The sequence below is a fragment of the Cryobacterium sp. M25 genome, assembly GCF_002929635.1.
Taxonomy (GTDB): Bacteria; Actinomycetota; Actinomycetes; order Actinomycetales; family Microbacteriaceae; genus Cryobacterium; species Cryobacterium sandaracinum.
Map to the genome: position 1 here is coordinate 1 of NZ_PJJU01000042.1, position 18854 is coordinate 18854.

An 18854-nucleotide genomic window follows, 5' to 3' on the forward strand; every position below is an offset into this window, starting at 1 on the left:
GAAACCTAGACAGGAAGCGGCGTGCGGCCGTTAAGGCGCTCCGAAACACCCACGGATAGAGCAGGGGAGCCGAGATTTTGCTCTAAACCGCGTGTTTAGGCTCAAAAACCGGTGTTTGACCCAAAATCTCCGTCGAATTGGGTCAAGTTGGTTTGACGCCACGCGCTCGGAATCACTCAGCGGGCGCACGGGAGTCCGAGGCCGCCGGCCTCGGGCGGCGTGCGGTGCTGCCACTGCAGCCTCCGTTCGAGCTGCGCACCGAGCGCCAGTAGCGTGGCCTCCCCGCCCGGCCGGCCGATCAGCTGTACTCCCATCGGCAGTCCAGCCCCGGTTTCGGCAACGGGCAGCACGATCGCGGGCAGTCCGCTCACGTTGACCATGGACGTGAACGGGGTGTACTGCACCTGCTGGGCGAAGTTGCGCTCCCCGTCGACCGCGTCGTACCAGCCCAGCGGGCGCGGCGTGAGCGCGAGCGCCGGGGTCAGCACCGCGTCGAACCGGGACAACTGGCGGATGAACGACCGCTCGTAAGCCGACAGGGCCGCGAGCGCCTGAGCCAGATCCCGAGCGGACAGCTCCCGGCCGCGGTTCATCAGCCAGCGGGTGAGCGGCTCGAGCAGCTTCTCCTGCTCCGGGGTGTCGGCGGGGATGCCCGCAGCGCCGGCCTGCCAGATCGTGCGGAACGCCGGCACATAGCTGTCGTCGGGCTCGAGCGCCGTCTCCTCCAGGCCATGGCCCATACTCGCGAACCCGTCGACGGCCACCATCAGGGCGGCCAGCGCCTCGGGAGCGATCTCGATCGGGTAGGCGTCATCCCAGGCGGAGGTTGTCATCACGCCGAGCTGGAACCGGCCCTCGCCGCGCACGGCGGCGGCCAGCAGAGGTGCATCGTCGCCGGGGGGCCGGAGCGAGTACAGGTGCTGCGGATGCCCGCCTCGCGGCGCGATCATGGCGTCCAGCAGCAGGGCGGCATCCGCCACCGTCCGTGCCAGCGGTCCGGCCACGCTGAGACCGCCGAGCGCGTTGATCCCGGACGATGAGGGCACCCGGCCGCGCGACGGTTTCAGGCCGACGAGACCGCAGGCTGCCGCGGGGATCCGCACCGAGCCGCCGCCGTCGGAACCCGGAGCGAAGGGAAGCAGCCGGGCGGCGACGGCCACCGCCGCCCCGCCGCTGGAGCCGCCCGCGCCCCGGGAGCGGTCCCACGGGTTGCGCGCGGGCGGCCCGGCCAGCGTCTCGGTGTACGACGGCAGCCCGAACTCGGGCGTGCTGGTCTTGCCGAGGCTCACGCCGCCGGCCGCGTCCAGGGCGAGCACGAGATCGTCGGACTCGGCCGGCACGTAATCCTGCATCAGCCGCGATCCGAACCGGGCCGGCACGCCGGCGCGGCTCTGCAGGTCCTTGTCGGCGAAGGGCAGACCCCAGAGCGGCATGCTGCGCGGCATCAGCTGCTCGACGAAGCGGGCCCGCTTCCGCGCGGCATCCGCTGTCACGCTCACGAACGCGCCGAGGCCGGAGTCCTGAGCCTCGATCCGGCCCAGGTAGTGCTCGGTCAGCTCGGTGGGGCTGATCTCACCGCGCTGCAGCGCCTGCCATTGTTCGAGAGCGGTCAGTTCATGCGGAGCGGCCATCCCCCGAGCCTAGCCAGCCGGGATGCCGGGCATCGGCGCGACGGAGCGGCGAGACGCTCAGCGGCGCGACGCTCAGGAGTGGGACAGTCCGGTCAGCAACGCCTGGAACGCCCGCGGCGCGGCGCGGAGAACGGATGCCGCCGCCCACGACCCGGCCCACGGCAGCAGCTGCGCGACGTTGATGATCTCGTACTGCACGAGCGACCCGGCCTCCTCCTCGGGCAGCACCTGGTACTCGCCGCGGTACCACCAGCCGCGCCGCAGCACGAGTCGGCGTCGGTCCCGGTCGATGTGCACGTTGCCCCCGCCGGCCGCCCCCGAGGCCATCGCCGTCACGAGCCGGTTGAACACGGCGTCGGGGCCGGCCTCGAGGTGTCCTGCGAACGAGCGCAACACGGTGTGGCGCTCGGGCAGGGTGGGCAGGGCATCGGTCATCCCTCGATTTTAGGCGTCCGCTGGCCGCAGGCTCGCCGCTGCGCCTATTTGAGGCTCTTCTGCAGGAGCACGGTGCCGAGCCAGCGGTCGAACTTGAAGCCGACCTTGCCCATCCGGCCGATCTCCGCGAATCCGAAGTCGAGGTGCAGCTTGATCGACGCGTCGGCGCCCTGGTCGGCGACGACCGAGATGATCTCCTTGAGCCCGGCCGCCTGGGAACGCTCGATGAGTTCGCCGAGCAGCATCCGGCCCAGTCCCTTGCCGGTGGAGGCCGCTCCGAGGTAGATCGAGTTCTCGACCGTGAACCGGTAGGCGCGTTTCTGCTTCCACGGGCTGACCAGGGCGTAGCCGAGCAGCTGGCCGGCCGGGGAGACGGCCACGATGAACGGCATCCCGAGCTTGCCCAGATAGTAGAACTTGCTGCGCCACTCGGCCAGGGTCATCGGGTCGACGTCGAAGGTGACCGTGCTGTTGGCGACGTAGTAGTTGTAGACCTCCCGGATATACGGCAGATCGGTGATTTGGGCCTCACGCATGGTGAATCCGAACGGCGCCTCTTCCGCGGGCGTCGGTCGAAGGTGTCGGGGCAATTGCCGACGCGGCTGGTATTCCTCTTCAAGCACAGCTAACTCCTCCAGAGAGCTCCAGATTACCCGAGGGACCAGTCCACCGGGGCCGCCCCGGTGCGGCCGAGGTACTCGTTGGCCCGGCTGAACGGCTTTGAACCGAAGAATCCGCGCCTGGCCGACAGCGGGCTCGGGTGCGCGGACTCGATCACCGGCGTGTCCCCGAGGAGCGGCCGCAGCGTGCCGGCATCCTTCCCCCACAGGATCGCCACGAGCGGCCGGTCCCGGGCGACGAGGGCACGGATGGCCTGCTCGGTCACGCTTTCCCAGCCGCGGCGCCGGTGCGACCCGGCCAGGCCGGCCTGCACGGTGAGTACGCGGTTGAGCAGCAGCACCCCCCGCCGCGACCACGGCGAGAGGTCTCCGGTGGCGGCGGTGACGCCCACGTCGTCGTGCAGCTCCCGGCAGATGTTCGCCAGGCTGCGCGGCAGAGGTCGCACGTGTGCCTCGGTCGCGAAGGCGAGCCCGATCGGATGTCCCCGGGTCGGGTACGGGTCCTGGCCGACGATGAGCACCCGCACGGCGTCGAACGGCTCGGCGAAGGCGCGGAAGACGTTCTCCGGGGACGGTAGCCAGATGCGGCCGGCCAGAGTCTCGGCGCGCAGGAGCTCCGCCATCCGGTCGATCTCCGGCCCCACCGGCGCCAGCGCCTGGGCCCAGCCAAGATCGATGGCCCGGCTCTCGGTCAGCGCCGCGAGGGTGACGGGCATGATGCTCGGCTCAGGCCCCGAAGGTGCTCACGAGCACCCCGCCGTCGGCCTCGCTGACCCGCCAGACACTGCCGGCTCCGACGACGCTGAGCGCGCCCTCCCCGACGACCAGCGCGGTGTTCTCGTCGACGGCCAGGCCGCCGTCGATCAGGCCGGCCTCGGTGGCCGCGACCAGCCGGGACAGCGTGCCCCACTGGGCGGCGTGCACCTCCACGGTGACGTCGAGCAGCCCGATGCCGGGTTCGACGGTGATCTCGTCGAGCCCCTCGGCGGCGTGTTCGCCGCTGACCTCGACGCCGCCCATGCGCCAGCCGCCGATCAGGGCACGCTCGGCCGCGATCATCGCGCCGGCAGAGAATCCGAGATAGGGGACGCCGGCGGCCACCTGACGACGGATCTCACCGAATATCGGGGCCACGGCGACCAGGTAGGCGGGGGTGACTCCGCCGCCGACCAGGATTCCGTCGGCCTCGGACACAGCGGTCAGGGCGAAGACGTCGCCCGGGGCGACGACGGTGACCTTCGGCTCGAACTCGCCGGCCGCGGAAACGGCGGCGACCAGGTTCGCGGCGTGGTCGGCGGCGTCTTCGGCACGCACGACGAGGATCGCGATGCCAGGCTCCGCGCGGCCTGCCACGACTCCGCGCGCCGTGGCCTCGGCCAGGAAGGGTCCGAAGACGGCCGCGTCTGTCCGGGGGTTCCAACCGCCGCCGACCAGGTGCACGCTCACAGCAGGGCGCCCCGGGCCACGAGGGGCAGGCTGGCGGCGAGCAGGCTCGCGACAGGCAGGGCGTCATCGAGCTGTGCGCCGCCCGGCAGGCTCGCACCGGTGAGGCTCTCCGCTACGGGAGGCAGCGAGGACCAGGGGAACACGATCCAGCGGTCCGTTTCACACCAGGTGAAATCGGGCACCAGCACGGTGCGAGGCTTCGTGTACAGGGTGGCGGTGCGCACCTCGCAGGCGGTTTCCCGCAGCAGCGCGACGACCATCGCGAGGGTGTGCCCGGAGTCGGAGACGTCGTCGACGAGCAGCACCCGCAGGCCGGTCAGCGACGGCGCGTCGAGCATCGGTCCCGACAGGACCGGCACGGGGAGGCGCTCGTCGACGCCGGTGTAGAACTGCACGTTGATGCTGCCGCAGTTCTTGGTGCCCAGCGCATACGACATGGCGCCGGCGAGCAGCAGCCCGCCGCGGGCGATGGCGATCACGACATCCGGCTGGAAACCGCTCGACAGCACCGCCTTCGACAGCTGGCGGGACGCGTCCGCGAACACGTCCCAGCCCAGCACTTCCCGCTCAATTCCGGTCACATCACGTGCAGCGTCGTCCGCGTCGAATCCCATTTCCCAATGGTAGGTCACGGCGCGGTCACGGTGAGCTCAGGCCAGGTGCCGCTCCTCGTGGCCGTTATAGAGCGAGAGCGGCCGGATCAGGGCATTCGATGCGGTCTGCTCGATGATGTGCGCGGTCCACCCGGTCAGTCGCGCCGCGACGAAGATCGGCGTGAAAGTGAGGGTGTCGAATCCCATCAGGTTGTACGCAGGTCCCGACGGGTAGTCCAGGTTGGGCAGGATGCCGGTGCGCGTCGTCATCCCCGCCTCGAGGGATTCGTAGAGCTCCAGCAGGTCCGGCCGGTCATAATGCTCGACCAGGGTGACCAGCGCGGTGCGCATGGTCGGCACCCGCGAGTCCCCGTGCTTGTACACCCGGTGGCCGAAGCCCATCACCTTCCGCTTTGCGGCGAGGGTCTCGTTCAGCCACGCCTCGGCGCGCTTCCCGGCGCCCAGGCCGAGCCCGATTTCATCGAAAATGTGCATCACGGCCTCGTTTGCCCCGCCGTGCAGCGCGCCCTTGAGAGCCCCGATCGCTCCGGTGACCGCGGAGTGCAGGTCGGACAGGGTCGAGGTGATCACGCGGGCGGTGAACGTCGACGCGTTGAAGGAGTGCTCCGCATACATGATCATGGACACATCGAACGCGTTCACGACCACGAGTTCGGGCACCTCGCCGAACGTCATGAACAGGAAGTTGGCCGAGTAGCCGAGGTCGCTGCGCGGTTCGATCAGCTCGAGGCCGTGGCGGCGGCGCTGGTCGTAGGCCACGATCGCCGGCATCTGGGCCCAGAGCCGCAGGCCCTTGGCACGGTTGGCCGCCGGCGACGCGTCGGCCGCATCGGGGTCGTTCGCGCCGATCAGGCTGACCGCCGTGCGCACGACGTCCATCGGGTGCGCCGTCATCGGCAGCTCGTCGATGACGCGCTTCACCGCAGGAGTCAGGTGCCGGAGGGAGCGTTCCTGCTCCTCGAATTCACCCAGCTCGACGTCGGTCGGCAACTCGCCGTGCCAGAGCAGGTAGGCCACCTCCTCGAAGCTCTTCTGTGCCGCGAGTTCCTGCACCGGGTAGCCCCGGTACAGCAGCGAGTTCGATTCGGGGTTGACCTTGGACACCTGCGTATAGTCGACCACGACGCCGGCGAGGCCCTTGTAAATGGTCGGTTCGTTCTGACTCATGTAGCTCCCTTGCGTTGAGACTGGATCTGCGTGCGGGGCCGGGCTGCTACGAGGCAACATCCGGGTTGAGGGTGAAGTTGAAGACGCCGGAATCGAAGTGGCTGTACGACTCGTAGTCGAGCAGCTCGTAGAGCCTCGCCCGGTGCTGCATCTCCGGCAGCAAGCCGGTCAGTGAGCCCTGCGCCTCGATGATGTCGAGGCCGCGTTCGGCCGCCCCCATCGCGAGGCGCAGCAGGGACACCGGGAAGATGACGATGTTCATGCCGACATCCGCCAGCTGCTGGGTCGTGTAGAGCTCGCCCTTGCCGAACTCGGTCATGTTCGCCAGCACCGGCACGTCCACGGCGGCGCGGATGGCCGCGAACTCGGCCAGGGATGCCATCGCCTCCGGAAAGATCGCGTCAGCCCCGGCGTCGACGAGCTTCTTCGCCCGGTCGACCGCGGCAGCCAGGCCGTCGACGGCACGGATGTCCGTGCGCGCCATGATCAGGAAGTTCGGGTCGCGCCGGGCATCGACGGCCGCCCGGATGCGCTTGGCCGCCGTGTCGTCGTCGACGACCTGCTTGCCGTCGAGGTGACCGCAGCGTTTCGGATTGACCTGGTCCTCGATGTGCATGCCGGCCAGGCCGGCATCCTCGAGCGTCTGGATCGTGCGTGCCACGTTCATCGGCTCGCCGAAGCCGGTGTCGGCGTCCACGATCGTGGGCAGGTCGCTCATCCGGGCGATCTGCTGGCTCCGGCCGGCCACCTCGGTGAGAGTGGTCAGGCCGATGTCGGGTAGACCCAGGTCGGCCGAGAGCACCGCGCCGGAGATGTACACCCCTTCGAAGCCCTTGGCCGCGATCAGTCGGGCCGAGAGCGGGTTGAACGCACCGGGGAAGCGCAGCAGCCGGCCGCTCGCCAGGTCCTCGCGGAACGCGGCCCGCTTGGCGGCAGGGCTGACTTTCGAGTACAACATCAGAAGATTCCGTTCGGGGTGGGAAGTGAGGCGAGCAACCCGTTACGGGCCACGATGGTGAGCTGGCCGAGCTCCCCGGCGCCAAGCCGCGGCAGGCGTTCGGCCGCGGCGAGGAAGCGCACGATCTCGCCCTCCTCGACCACGTCGGCCGCGAGGGTGCGGAACTTGTGCACGTATTCGGCCCGCCCGAACGGCTTCGCGCCGAGCGGATGGGCGTCGGCGACGGCGATCTCGTCGACGACCCGGCTGCCGTCGGTGAGCTCGATCTCGACTCGACCGCCGAAGGCCTTCTCGGCCGGGTCGAGCGAGTGGTAACGGCGGGTCCACTCGCTGTCTTCCGTGGTGATCACCTTGTTCCAGAGGGCGATCGTGTCGGCCCGGCCGGCGCGTTCGGGCCGGTAGGAATCCACGTGGTGCCAGCTGCCGTCCTGCAGGGCGACCGTGAAGATGTACGGGATGGAGTGGTCGAGGGTCTCCCGGCTGGCCGTGGGGTCGTACTTCTGCGGGTCGTTCGCGCCCGAGCCGATCACGTAGTGGGTGTGGTGGCTGGTGTGGATGACGACGGATACGACGTTGGCCGGATCGGACAGGGCCGGGTGCTCCCGGTGCAGCTTCCGGGCCAGGTCGATCCACGCCTGCGCCTGATACTCCGCCGAGTGCTCCTTCGTGTAGCTGTCCAGGATGGCGCGCTTGGCTTCACCATTCGACGGCAGCGACACCTCGTAGGCGGCATCCGGCCCGTCGAGCAGCCAGGCGATCACGCCGTCTTCACCCTCGTAGATCGGGGTGGGGCTGGTTTCGCCGCGCATTGCGCGGTCGACCGCCTCCACCGCCATCTTGCCGGCGAAGGCCGGGGCGTGTGCCTTCCAGCTGGAGATCTCGCCCTTCCTGGACTGCCGGGTGGCCGTCGTGGTGTGCAGCGCCTGCCCCACCGCCTGGAAGATGGTCTCGGGGTCGAGCCCGAGCAGGGTGCCGATGCCGGCGGCCGCCGACGGGCCGAGGTGGGCCACGTGGTCGATCTTGTGCGCGTGCAGGCTGATGCCCTTGACCAGGTCGATCTGGATCTCGTAGCCCGTGGCGATGCCGCGCACGAGGTCGCGACCGGTCAATCCGCGGGCGGTGGCGAGGTGCTGGGCGACCGCGACGACCGGCGGGATGTTGTCGCCGGGGTGTGAGTACTCGGCGGCGAGGAACGTGTCGTGGTAGTCGAGCTCACGCACGGCGACCCCGTTGGCCCAGGCCGCCCACTCAGGTGACACCCGGCGGGAGCGCTGCTCACCGAACACGGTCGCCCCGACGCCGTTGAACGAACGCGGGTGCGCCAGCGCCTGCGAGCGGGCCGACACCACCGGGCGCCGGGTCAGCGACGCCGCGGCGACGGCGGCGTTGTCGATCACCCGGTTGACGATCATCTCGGTCACCTCGTCGCTCACCGCGACCGGATCGGCAGCGACCTCGGCGATCTTCCAGGCCAGCTGGTCGGTGCGGGCAAGGTTCTCGTCGCTGCGGTGAACACGAACGTGGTGGAGCTGCACGGTGGATCCCTTCGATTGGTTCGATTGGTTCGATTGGTTCGAATAGTGCGGTTAGCGCGGTGGAGGCGATGGGTCGGCCGGAACGGCCGACGATCCCCGGAGGGTCGCGAGAACGCTGGTGAGGCTCTGGTGGAGGTGCACGTGCGTGGCGTGGGCGGCCAGCGACGAGTCACCCGCCAGAACGGCGTCCACGATGAGCAGGTGCTCGGCGGCGGCGCTTCGGAGCCGGTCCGGGTTGTCCCGGGCCAGGCGACGGATGCGGGCGAGGTGCGTGCGCACCCCGGCGAGCGCACCCACGAGGAAGGGGTTCGCCACGGCCACGTCGAGGGCCAGGTCGAACTCGTCGATCAGCTCGTAGTAGCGGCGTAGTCCCGCCTTGCCGTGCCGGAGCAGCTCCGGGGCCGCAAGGAACTGCGTGCGGAGAGCCTCGAAGACCGCCGGGTCGCGGCGCTCGGCGGCGATCCGGGCGGCGTGTTCCTCCAACGCCCGTCGCACCTCGTAGAGTTCCCCGATTCTGTCCACGCTCATCTCGGTGACCATGAACCCACGGCCGGTGCGGCCGGCCACCAGACCGTCGGCGATCAGCCGGGCGATCGCCGCGCGCAGAGGGGTGCGCGACACCCCGATCCGGGCGGCCTGCTCCACCTCGAGCAGCCCCGTGCCGGGCGCCAGGAGGCCGTCGAGAATCTCGCCGCGCAGCTGCCGATAGGCGCGTTCACTTGCGCGAACCGGAACCGTGGTCCCCGTCGTTGGGGTTTCTGTATACACAAATCACATGTTATTCCCTTATTGCGGGATTTGTGCCAGACTTCACGAATTCTATGTATACATAGGAACTTCAACGGAGAGGTTCGAATGTCAGGGGAAGCTTCGGCGGGGTATCACGACCTGTGGCAGAGAAGCATCGATGACGGCACGCGTTCGGCGTTCTGGCTGCAGGCAGCCCGGGCAATCGACTGGACCGTTCCGCCGACGGTGGCGCTGGAGGAACGCTTCCCCGGCGCCTGGCGCTGGTTCCCGGACGGCGAACTCAACACCAGCTACAACGCGCTCGACCGCCACGTGCTTGCCGGCCGCGGCGAACAGACGGCCGTCATCTACGACTCGGCGATGTCCGGCACCCGGGTGCGCCTGAGCTACCGCGAACTTCTGGGACGCGTCGAGCGCTTCGCCGGGGTGCTCCGCGCCAGCGGCGTCGGCCAGGGCGACCGGGTGATCGTCTACCTGCCGATGATCCCGGAAGCCATCGTCGCCATGCTGGCGTGTGCCCGCATCGGCGCCATCCACTCCGTCGTCTTCGGCGGCTTCGCCGCCAGCGAGCTCGCCGTGCGGATCGACGATGCGCGACCGACCGTGATCGTGACCGCCTCCGGCGGCCTCGAACCGGGCCGGGCGGTCGAATACCTGCCTCTGGTCGAACGCGCCCTCGCTCGCAGCAAGGGCTCGGTGCACACCGTCATCGTGCGCGACCGGGAGATGGTCCCCGGCTGCGCCGCCGACTACGCCGGCACCAGCGACGTGGCCTGGCTGGACTGGGCCCACGAGGAGAACGAGGCCTCCCCGGCCGCGCCGATCAGCCTTCGCTCCGACGACCCGCTCTACATCCTGTACACCTCCGGAACGACCGGCAATCCGAAGGGGATCGTCCGCGACAACGGCGGCCACGCCGTGGCGCTGGCCTGGTCGATGGCCAACATCTACAACGTCAAGCCCGGCGACGTCTTCTGGGCGGCCTCTGACGTCGGCTGGGTGGTCGGCCACTCCTACATCGTCTATGCCCCGCTGCTGGTCGGCGCCACCACGGTCATCTATGAGGGCAAACCGGTCGGCACCCCGGATGCCGGGGCGTTCTGGCGCGTGGTGGAGGACTACCAGGTGTCAGTCCTGTTCACGGCGCCCACGGCCATCCGTGCCATCCGCCGCGTCGACCCTGGCCTGGTCGAACTGGCGGGGCACGACATCCAGAGCCTGCACGGGCTGTTCCTGGCCGGCGAACGCCTCGACCCGGAGACATACCACTGGGCCAATGACGGGCTGCACTGCCCGGTGGTCGATCACTGGTGGCAGACCGAGACCGGCTGGGCGATCTGCGCGAACCCGCGGGGCATCGCCGACATCCCGACGAAACCGGGCTCGGCCACGTTCCCGGTGCCCGGCTACGACATCGCCATCCTCGATTCCCAGGGCAAGCCGGTCACGAAGGCCGGCAAGGACGGCAACATCGCCATCCGCCTCCCGCTGCCGCCCGGCACCCTGCTCGGGATCTGGGGCAGCGAAGACCGCTTCGAAAGCTCCTACCTGTCGGCTTTCCCCGGCTTCTACGCCACCGGAGATTCCGGCCACTTCGACGAGGACGGCTACCTCTATGTGATGGGCCGCACCGACGACGTGATCAACGTTGCCGGGCACCGACTGTCCACCGGCTCGCTCGAGGAGGTGCTCACCCTGCACCCCGCGGTCGCCGAGTGCGCGGTGCTCGGCGTGCGCGACCCGCTCAAGGGGCAGCGCGCGGCCGGCTTCGTCACGCTCAAGTCCGGGGCCACGATCGACCACGACACTCTCGGCGCAGAGCTCATCGCGCTGGTGCGGGAGCATGTCGGGCCGGTGGCCGCGTTCCGAGACGTGACCATCCTGGACAGGCTGCCGAAGACCCGGTCGGGGAAGATCCTCCGCAAGACCATCCGGCAGATCGTCGATGGCGAGGCCTACACCGTGCCGCCGACGATCGAGGATCCCACGGTTCTCGACGCCCTCAAGCAGGCCGTGCATGGAGTCGGCCCGCACACCTGAAGCACCAGTCGACCCCCACAGATCACCCCAGCACCATCCCACACAGTCACATCACTTCACCGGAGCAAAGGAGCCCGCATGGCGGAATCACTGAAAGACAAACTCCCGGACGGAGTAAAACCGTCCACCATCGACTACATCGCGTATGAGAAGACGCCGAAGTTCATCCAGCTGAAGAAGCAGCGCCGCGGGTTCGTGCTGCCGCTGGCCGCCTTCTTCTTCATCTGGTACTTCGCCTTCGTGCTCGTCGCGGCCTACCTGCCCGACGTGATGGCAATCCCGGTCTTCGGCAAGTTCAACCTCGGACTGGTGCTCGGCCTCGGCCAGTTCGTCACCACCTTCGCCATCACCATGTGGTACGTGTCGTACTCGAACCGCCGTCTCGACCCCCTCGGGGCCGAGCTGCGTGCCGAGCTTGAGGAGATGGACAAGAAATGATCGCAACCAGCATTCTGCAGTCCCTGCCGGGCCGCCTGGCCCAAGCCGTCGAACCTGCGGAAAACAACCCCGTGCTGAACATCTCGATCTTCCTCGCTTTCGTGGCGGTCACCCTGATCGTCGTCATCCGCGCCGGGCGCAACAACAAGACCGCGGCCGACTACTACACCGGCGGCCGGTCCTTCACCGGCCCGCAGAACGGGTTCGCCATCGCCGGCGACTACCTCTCCGCGGCATCGTTCCTCGGCATCGTCGGGGCGATCGCGGTCAGCGGTTACGACGGCTTCCTGTACTCGATCGGCTTCCTCGTGGCCTGGCTCGTCGCCCTGCTGCTGGTGGCCGAGCTCATGCGCAACACCGGCAAGTACACCATGGCGGATGTGCTCTCCTTCCGCCTGCGTCAAGGTCCCGTGCGCGTGGCCGCGGCGACGACCACCCTTGCCGTCTGCTTCTTCTACCTCCTCGCCCAGATGGCCGGAGCCGGCGGCCTCGTGTCGCTGCTCCTCGGCATCAACGACAAGGTCGGGCAGTCCGTCGTGGTCACCGTGGTCGGCGGCCTGATGATCATGTACGTGCTCATCGGTGGCATGAAGGGCACCACCTGGGTGCAGATCATCAAGGCGTTCCTGCTCATCATCGGCGCATTCGCGATGACCGTCTGGGTGCTGGCCATCAACGGCTTCAACTTCTCGGCGCTTCTCGACTCGGCCATCGCCGCCTCGACGAGTGTGCCGGCCGACGCCATCCTGGTGCCCGGCCTGAAATACGGCGAGAACCCGCTCGACTTCGTCTCGCTCGCCATCGCCCTGGTGCTCGGCACCGCGGGCCTGCCGCACGTGTTGATGCGCTTCTACACGGTGCCCAGCGCCAAGGAAGCCCGTCGCTCGGTCGTCTGGGCGATCTGGCTGATCGGTGCGTTCTATCTGTTCACGCTGGTGCTCGGCTTCGGTGCCGCCGCGCTCGTCGGAGCAGATGTCATCCTCGCCGCTCCCGGCGGAGTGAACTCGGCCGCGCCGCTGCTGTCCCTCGCGCTCGGCGGACCGCTGCTGCTCGGCTTCATCTCGGCCATTGCCTTCGCCACGATCCTGGCCGTGGTGGCCGGGATCACGATCACCGCCGCGACCTCCTTCGCTCACGACATCTATATGAGCGTGATCAAGAAGGGCAAGGGTGACCCCGACGCCGAGGTCAAGGTCGCACGTCGTACCGTCGTCATCATCGGCATCCTCTCGATCGCCGGCGGCATCGGCGTGCAGGGGCAGAACATCGCCTTCCTGGTGGCCCTGGCCTTCGCCGTCGCGGCGAGCGCCAACCTGCCGACCATCCTGTACTCGCTCTTCTGGCGCGGCTTCACCACCCGCGGCGCCGTGTGGAGCATGTACGGCGGCCTTGCGGTCACCGTCGGTCTGATCATCTTCTCGCCGGTCTTCTCCGGCACGGAGACGTCGATGTTCGGTGCAGACGTCGACTTCGCCTGGTTCCCTCTGAGCAACCCCGGCATCATCTCCATCCCAATCGGGTTCTTCCTGGGCTGGCTCGGCTCGGTCACCAGCACCCGCAAGGAAGACCCGCTGCTGGCCGCGGAAATGTCCGTGCGGTCCATGACCGGCTTCGGCGCCGAGAAGGCCTCCGAGCACTGATCGAAACCGTACGACCCGCATGACCACTACTCCCCTCGGCTGCACCCCAGCCGGGGGGAGTAGTGTCGTTCCGCGGGCTGGAGGGCCAGACCATCCGCCTGCGCCGAGCCTTTGACGCATGACTGGAGAAGATTCTCAATGAAAGCTGCACGTTTCCACGGCCAGAAAAACGTCCGCATTGAAAACATCGAAGAGCCGGAGACCCGCAGCGGCACAGTGAAGATCGCAGTCGCCTGGTGCGGCATCTGCGGCACCGACCTTCACGAGTATCTCGACGGCCCGATCTTCATCTCGGCGCCCGGCCACCCGCATCCGCTTTCGCATGAATCCCTCCCGGTCACCATGGGCCACGAGTTCGACCTCACCAGCGAGGGCTTCGACACCCTGATCAACCACAACGACACCGCTGTGAAGATCCTGGTCCACCCCTAGGCAGAACGCTTGAGTGCGTCAGTCTTTGGGTGCCAGCGGCCCCCGCGCGACTCGCGTGGGGGCCGCCTGTGCAACCGGCTTAATCACGATCAGGTCCAGATTGACGTGGGCCGGGCGTTCGACGCTCGACACGATCGTCTCGGCAATATCTTCGGCGGTGAGCGGATTCGGCACCCCGGCGTAGGCCGCGGCGGCCTTCTCCGCATCACCGTTGAAGCGCACCAGCCCGAATTCCTCGGTCTGCACCATCCCGGGGGCAACTTCGATCACCCGGATCGGCTCGCCATTCAATTCCAGGCGCAAGACTTCCATCAGGGCGTGCGCGGCGAACTTCGCCGCGTTATACCCTCCACCTCCGAGGTAGGCGACATGACCCGCAATGGACGTGACCGTGACGATGTCGGCGGCGCCGCCCTCCGCCCGGATCCCGGCCCGCAGCAAGGGCAGCACGGCGCTCGTGACCCGCTTGACCGCGAGCACGTTGATCTCGAACATCCAGGCCCAGTCCTCGACCTTCGATTCCTCGACGGTGTCCAGCCCCACCGCGCCGCCCGCGTTGTTGACCAGCGCGTGCACCGGCCCGGACGCCGCGAGATAGTCGCGCAGCGCGTCCACGTCGGCCTGCCGGGTGAGGTCGGCCGTGAAGACCTGCGCCCCGGTCTCCGCCTGCAGCGTCGCGAGGCGGTCGGTGCGGCGAGCCACCCCCACCACATCCCAGCCCCGCTGGCGGAACAGGCGCACGGTGGCGGCACCGATCCCCGAACTCGCACCGGTCACAACGACTCTTTTTGTACCCATGGTTCCATTCTGGTCGGAGAAGCAGCATGATGAGCCCACGCGCCGCCGGAATACCGCACGTGCAGAAACGACGCGTGCCGCTCTGGGACAATGCGCGCTGGATCGCGATCGCCCTGGTTGTGCTCGGGCACGCCATCCTGAAACTCATCGCCGAGTCGGATGTCGCCTACGAGTTCTATCTGTTCGTCTACGCCTTCCACGTTCCGCTGTTCGTCGCCGTCAGCGGGTACTTCGCCCGGTCGGGCCCGCTCGGCACCCGCCAGCTGCATCGTCTGGTCACCGACATCGTGCTCCCCTACGTGATCTTCGAGACGATCTGGACAGTCGTGCACTGGCTACTCGGCGGCGAATTCCGCCTGGACTACTCGTCCCCCTCCTGGACCCTGTGGTTCCTGATCGCCCTCCTGGCCTGGCGCCTCGCCCTGCCCTTCCTCGTGCTGCTGCGCCATCCGCTGCTGATCAGTGTGATCATCTCCGTCGGCGCCGGGTACTTCGCGTCGATCGACAGCACCTTCGCGCTGTCGCGCACGCTCGGGCTGCTGCCGTTCTTCGTCTTCGGCTGGCAGCTACGCCAGTGGAAGCTCACCGACCGCTGGCTGGGGCTGCACGCCACCGCGGTATGGCACTGGCGGATCGGCGCGTTCACCCTGTTCACGGCACTGCTGGGCGTGATCGTGGCGAACATCGACGCCCTTCGTGAGGCGCAGGTGCGCCAGTTCCTGCTCTACGACGAGGCCTACCCGGCGTTCGGCTACGACCAGCTCTGGGCCGGCGTCATCCGTCTGGGTCTGCTGCTGCTCGCGTTCGCCCTCATCGTGGCATTCCTGGTGCTCATGCCCCGGCGACGGCTCTGGTTCACGCCCTACGGCGCGGCCACGATGTACATCTACCTGCTGCACAGTTTCGTGCTGTTCCTCCTGCGCGAGAGCGGGGTGCTCGGCGGACCCCAGCCGGGCTGGGTGCTGCCCGCGATGATCGGGTTCAGCGCGCTGATCTCCATCGCCCTCTCGCAGCGGATCGTGCGCAGGGTGTTCCGCCCGCTGATCGAGCCGCGCGCCCGCTGGCTGTTCCGCAAGACGGCGCGCACCGACACCGGCACGATCGTGCTTCCGCACCTCGACGCGCCTGCCGGCACGCTCGCCGCCGAGCCTCCCGCAGAGCCTCCCGTGGAGCCTCCCGCCGAGCCTCCCGCAGACACACCGTCCGCAGACCCTGCCGCCGGCACGCCGCGCTAACCGCTTCGTGACGCTGTGTTGCGGTGTCCGTTGCCAGCTCGACAACCCCCTGCCTAGAATCGCTGGCAGAGCGCTGGAAGGTCCACGCTCGTCGAGGATCACCCGGGAGATCACCTCATGAGCGACAACGCTGCAGACTGGAAGTTCGAAACCAAGCAGGTGCACTCCGGTGCCCAGCCCGACCCGACCACCAATGCCAGGGCCACCCCGATCTACCAGACCACGTCCTACGTGTTCGACAACGCCCAGCACGCGCAGAACCTGTTCGCACTCGCCGAATTCGGCAACATCTACACCCGGATCATGAACCCGACCCAGGCCGTCGTCGAAGAGCGCGTCGCCGCCCTCGAAGGGGGCACCGCAGCTCTGCTCCTGGCCTCGGGCCAGGCCGCCTCCACGTTCGCGGTGCTGAACATCGCCCAGGCCGGCGACCACATCGTCTCGTCTAGTTCGATCTACGGCGGAACCTACAACCTGTTCAAGTACACGCTGGCCAAGCTGGGTATCGAGACGACCTTCGTCGAGAACCAGGACGACCCCGACGAGTGGCGCCGGGCGCTGCGCCCCAACACCAAGCTCTTCTTCGCCGAGACCATCGGCAACCCCAAGATCAATGTGCTCGACATCCGTCTCGTGGCCGATGTGGCGCACGCCGGCGGGGTGCCGCTCATCGTCGACAGCACCATCGCCACCCCCTACCTGATCCGCCCGTTCGAGCACGGCGCGGACATCGTCGTCCACTCGGCGACCAAGTTCCTCGGCGGCCACGGTGCCGTCATCGGCGGCGTCATCGTCGACGGCGGCACGTTCGAATGGTCCAAGAACGTGGAGAAGTTCCCCGGCCTCACCGAGCCGGACCCGTCCTACCACGGCGTCAGTTACACGGGCGCGGTCGGCGACGGCATCGCCTACATCATCAAGGCGCGCGTGCAGCTGCTGCGCGACCTCGGATCCGCGATCGCCCCGGCGAGCGCCTGGCAGCTCATCCAGGGCATCGAGACTCTCAGCCTGCGCATCGAACGCCACGTGCAGAACGCCCAGGACATCGCGGAGTGGCTCGAGAACCACCCCGACATCGCCTCGGTCAACTACGCCGGCCTGCCGTCGAGCCCCTGGTACGCCGCCGCCAACACCTACGCGCCCCGCGGTGTCGGCGCCGTGCTGTCCTTCGAGTTGAAGGGCGGAGTGGATGCCGGCCGCGCCCTCGTCGACAACCTTTCCCTGTTCAGCCACCTGGCCAACATCGGCGACGTGCGGTCGCTCGTCATCCACCCGGCCTCGACCACGCACGCGCAGCTCACCCCGGAGCAGCAGCTCACGGCCGGTGTGACGCCGGGCCTTGTGCGCCTCTCCGTCGGCATCGAGAACATCGCCGATCTGAAGGCCGACCTCGAGACCGGCCTGGCGGCCGCCCGCGCGGTTGTGCAGGCATCCCGCGCCAACGCCTGACACGCCCCCAGCCGCTGCCAATCCGGATGGGTATCCCCCCCCCCCCCCCGGGGGGGGGGGTAACAAATTCGACGGAGTTTTTNCAGGCCAAAATCGCCAAAATCTCCGTCGAATTCGTTCGGGTGGCGAGCTGATTCGGCTTCGCCGAGTGCGAACAGAGTGGAAACCCAGTGGAAAACCCAGTGGAAACCGAGTGGAAACCCAGTGCAACCCGAATGGAAACCGGGTGCAGCCCGAGTGTCGGCCGGGTACTCCGCGGCGACGGCCGGGCGTGCGGTGCGCTGACCAGGTGGTGCGGTGACAATAAGCCGGAAAGGCTGTTCACCCGGCAGAATAGGGAGCCTATGGACTGGCAATATTCGGCAGACACCGTCCCGTCGAGCTTCGTGACCGAAGCCCAGGCTCGGTCGCTGCTCGGAAAACCCCCGGCGACGGGTGCGTGGCGCGACGGCGACCCCGTGGGGAACCGTCGTTTCCTCGACGTCGGTGCGCTGCACTTTGAGGCGGGCAGCAGCCTCGGCGCCGTGCGGATCGCCTACGAGACGTGGGGCGAACTGTCCCCGAGCGGCGACAACGCCGTGCTCGTGCTGCACGCCCTCACCGGCGACAGCCACCTGGTCGGCCCGGCCGGCCACGGCCACCCGACTGCGGGCTGGTGGAGCAGGATCGTCGGCTCCGGCCTGGCCATCGACACCGACCGCTGGTTCGTGGTTGCCCCGAACATGATCGGTGGCTGCCAGGGCAGCACCGGACCGGCCTCCCTCGCCCCGGACGGCTCCGAATGGGGCACCCGCTTTCCCTACCTCACCATTCGCGATCAGGTCGCCGCGCAGGTCGCCTTCTCCGACCGTCTCGGCATCGACCGTTGGGCCGCCGTCGTCGGCGGCTCGATGGGCGGGATGCACGCGCTCGAGTGGGCCATCGAGCATCCGTCCCGGGTCGCCCGCCTGGCAATCCTCGCGGCACCGCCGGTGACGACCGCCGACCAGATCGCGCTGAATTCGGTGCAGATCGAAGCCATCCGCAGCGACCCGCTCTTCCGCTCCGGCGACTACTACGACGCCGCGGATGGCGATGGCCCGACCCGCGGCCTCGCCCTGGCCCGGCGGATGGCGCTGCTGAACTACCGCAGCTCCGAGGAGCTCAACCTGCGCTTCGAGCGCGGCTGGCAAAGCGAGATCAGTCCGCTCGGCGCGGGCGGCCGGTTCGCCGTCGAGTCCTACCTCGATTTCCACGGCAACAAGTTCACCCGGCGGTTCGACGCGAACAGCTACATCGTGCTGGTCGAGGCCATGAACTCGCACGACATCGGCCGCGGCCGCGGCGGTGTCGCATCCGCCCTCTCCCGCATCGATGCTCTCAGCGTCGTCGTCGGCATCGACAGTGACCGCCTCTTCCCCCTCGAGGGCCAACAGGTCATCGCCGCCCACCTGCAGGGCAACATCGACGACACGGATGCCGTCACGCTCCACTCCGGCTTCGGCCACGACGGTTTTTTGATCGAGAACGAGGCCATCGGCGCGCAACTTCTGCGCGTTCTGACCCGTCCCGCTCCCTCGCATCGAGCGTGACACGGTCCCGGATCAAGACGACGTCGACCGGCAGGCCACGGAACGCGACACCCTCGTGAACCGAGTCGTGCCCGTGAATGAGACGTACCCTGAAT

General features: G+C 68.3%; 17 protein-coding genes and 1 pseudogene. 7 read left to right on the forward strand and 11 right to left on the reverse strand.

Annotation, left to right across the window (positions count from 1 at the left end; all coding sequences use genetic code 11):
- Positions 1 to 176 precede the first annotated feature (176 nt).
- From CXY81_RS04735 to CXY81_RS04780, 10 genes are all read right to left on the reverse strand, one after another.
- Positions 177 to 1631 carry an amidase gene (locus CXY81_RS04735; protein ID WP_104170197.1) on the reverse strand — a complete coding sequence of 485 codons (1455 nt, stop codon included), beginning with the start codon at positions 1629 to 1631 and terminating at the stop codon, positions 177 to 179.
- Between the two features lie 72 nt (positions 1632 to 1703).
- A complete protein-coding gene (locus CXY81_RS04740; RefSeq protein ID WP_104194153.1) occupies positions 1704 to 2066 on the reverse strand; it encodes a hypothetical protein in 363 nt (120 codons plus the stop codon).
- A 44-nt stretch (positions 2067 to 2110) separates the two neighbouring features.
- Positions 2111 to 2689, reverse strand: coding sequence for a GNAT family N-acetyltransferase (locus CXY81_RS04745; RefSeq protein ID WP_174720224.1), 579 nt, complete (start codon positions 2687 to 2689; stop codon positions 2111 to 2113).
- A 26-nt stretch (positions 2690 to 2715) separates the two neighbouring features.
- On the reverse strand, positions 2716 to 3402 hold the full coding sequence (locus CXY81_RS04750; protein WP_104170200.1) for a uracil-DNA glycosylase: 687 nt from the start codon (positions 3400 to 3402) through the stop codon (positions 2716 to 2718).
- Between the two features lie 10 nt (positions 3403 to 3412).
- A complete protein-coding gene (locus CXY81_RS04755) occupies positions 3413 to 4132 on the reverse strand; it encodes a Type 1 glutamine amidotransferase-like domain-containing protein (RefSeq protein WP_104170201.1) in 720 nt (239 codons plus the stop codon).
- Positions 4129 to 4746: a phosphoribosyltransferase gene (locus tag CXY81_RS04760; protein ID WP_104170202.1), complete on the reverse strand. Its 618-nt coding sequence runs from the start codon at positions 4744 to 4746 to the stop codon at positions 4129 to 4131. The genes CXY81_RS04755 and CXY81_RS04760 overlap by 4 nt, the downstream gene beginning before the upstream one ends.
- Positions 4747 to 4782: 36 nt before the next feature.
- Positions 4783 to 5913, reverse strand: a complete 1131-nt coding sequence (locus tag CXY81_RS04765) for a bifunctional 2-methylcitrate synthase/citrate synthase (protein ID WP_104194154.1) — start codon at positions 5911 to 5913, stop codon at positions 4783 to 4785.
- A 46-nt stretch (positions 5914 to 5959) separates the two neighbouring features.
- The gene (gene prpB / locus CXY81_RS04770; protein WP_104194155.1) at positions 5960 to 6871 is read right to left on the reverse strand and encodes a methylisocitrate lyase; all 912 of its coding nucleotides are present in this window, start codon (positions 6869 to 6871) and stop codon (positions 5960 to 5962) included.
- Positions 6871 to 8406 carry an MmgE/PrpD family protein gene (locus tag CXY81_RS04775; protein WP_104194156.1) on the reverse strand — a complete coding sequence of 512 codons (1536 nt, stop codon included), beginning with the start codon at positions 8404 to 8406 and terminating at the stop codon, positions 6871 to 6873. Before CXY81_RS04775 ends, prpB begins: the two co-directional genes overlap by 1 nt.
- 51 nt (positions 8407 to 8457) lie before the next feature.
- Positions 8458 to 9174, reverse strand: coding sequence for a GntR family transcriptional regulator (locus CXY81_RS04780; RefSeq protein ID WP_104170205.1), 717 nt, complete (start codon positions 9172 to 9174; stop codon positions 8458 to 8460).
- A gap of 87 nt (positions 9175 to 9261) precedes the next feature.
- On the opposite strand from CXY81_RS04780, the gene CXY81_RS04785 reads away from it, so the two are divergent.
- The 4 genes and pseudogenes from CXY81_RS04785 to CXY81_RS04800 all read left to right on the forward strand — a co-directional run.
- Positions 9262 to 11196 (forward strand): AMP-binding protein, encoded by a 1935-nt coding sequence (locus CXY81_RS04785; RefSeq protein ID WP_104194157.1) that lies wholly within the window; start codon positions 9262 to 9264, stop codon positions 11194 to 11196.
- Between the two features lie 78 nt (positions 11197 to 11274).
- On the forward strand, positions 11275 to 11634 hold the full coding sequence (locus CXY81_RS04790) for a DUF485 domain-containing protein (RefSeq protein WP_104099874.1): 360 nt from the start codon (positions 11275 to 11277) through the stop codon (positions 11632 to 11634).
- Positions 11631 to 13274, forward strand: coding sequence for a cation acetate symporter (locus CXY81_RS04795; protein ID WP_104170207.1), 1644 nt, complete (start codon positions 11631 to 11633; stop codon positions 13272 to 13274). The genes CXY81_RS04790 and CXY81_RS04795 overlap by 4 nt, the downstream gene beginning before the upstream one ends.
- A 138-nt stretch (positions 13275 to 13412) precedes the next feature.
- Positions 13413 to 13640 (forward strand): annotated as a pseudogene (locus tag CXY81_RS04800) (alcohol dehydrogenase catalytic domain-containing protein); the annotation flags it as partial.
- Between the two features lie 84 nt (positions 13641 to 13724).
- On the opposite strand, the gene CXY81_RS04805 reads toward CXY81_RS04800, so the two are convergent.
- Positions 13725 to 14504 carry an SDR family oxidoreductase gene (locus CXY81_RS04805; protein ID WP_104170208.1) on the reverse strand — a complete coding sequence of 260 codons (780 nt, stop codon included), beginning with the start codon at positions 14502 to 14504 and terminating at the stop codon, positions 13725 to 13727.
- 26 nt (positions 14505 to 14530) lie between these two features.
- On the opposite strand from CXY81_RS04805, the gene CXY81_RS04810 reads away from it, so the two are divergent.
- From CXY81_RS04810 to CXY81_RS04820, 3 genes are all read left to right on the forward strand, one after another.
- Positions 14531 to 15739: an acyltransferase family protein gene (locus tag CXY81_RS04810; protein ID WP_104194158.1), complete on the forward strand. Its 1209-nt coding sequence runs from the start codon at positions 14531 to 14533 to the stop codon at positions 15737 to 15739.
- Between the two features lie 117 nt (positions 15740 to 15856).
- Positions 15857 to 17188, forward strand: a complete 1332-nt coding sequence (locus CXY81_RS04815) for a bifunctional o-acetylhomoserine/o-acetylserine sulfhydrylase (protein ID WP_104194159.1) — start codon at positions 15857 to 15859, stop codon at positions 17186 to 17188.
- Between the two features lie 344 nt (positions 17189 to 17532).
- Complete coding sequence (locus CXY81_RS04820) at positions 17533 to 18759, forward strand: homoserine O-acetyltransferase (RefSeq protein ID WP_104194160.1); 1227 nt, start codon at positions 17533 to 17535, stop codon at positions 18757 to 18759.
- Positions 18760 to 18854: the final 95 nt, after the last annotated feature.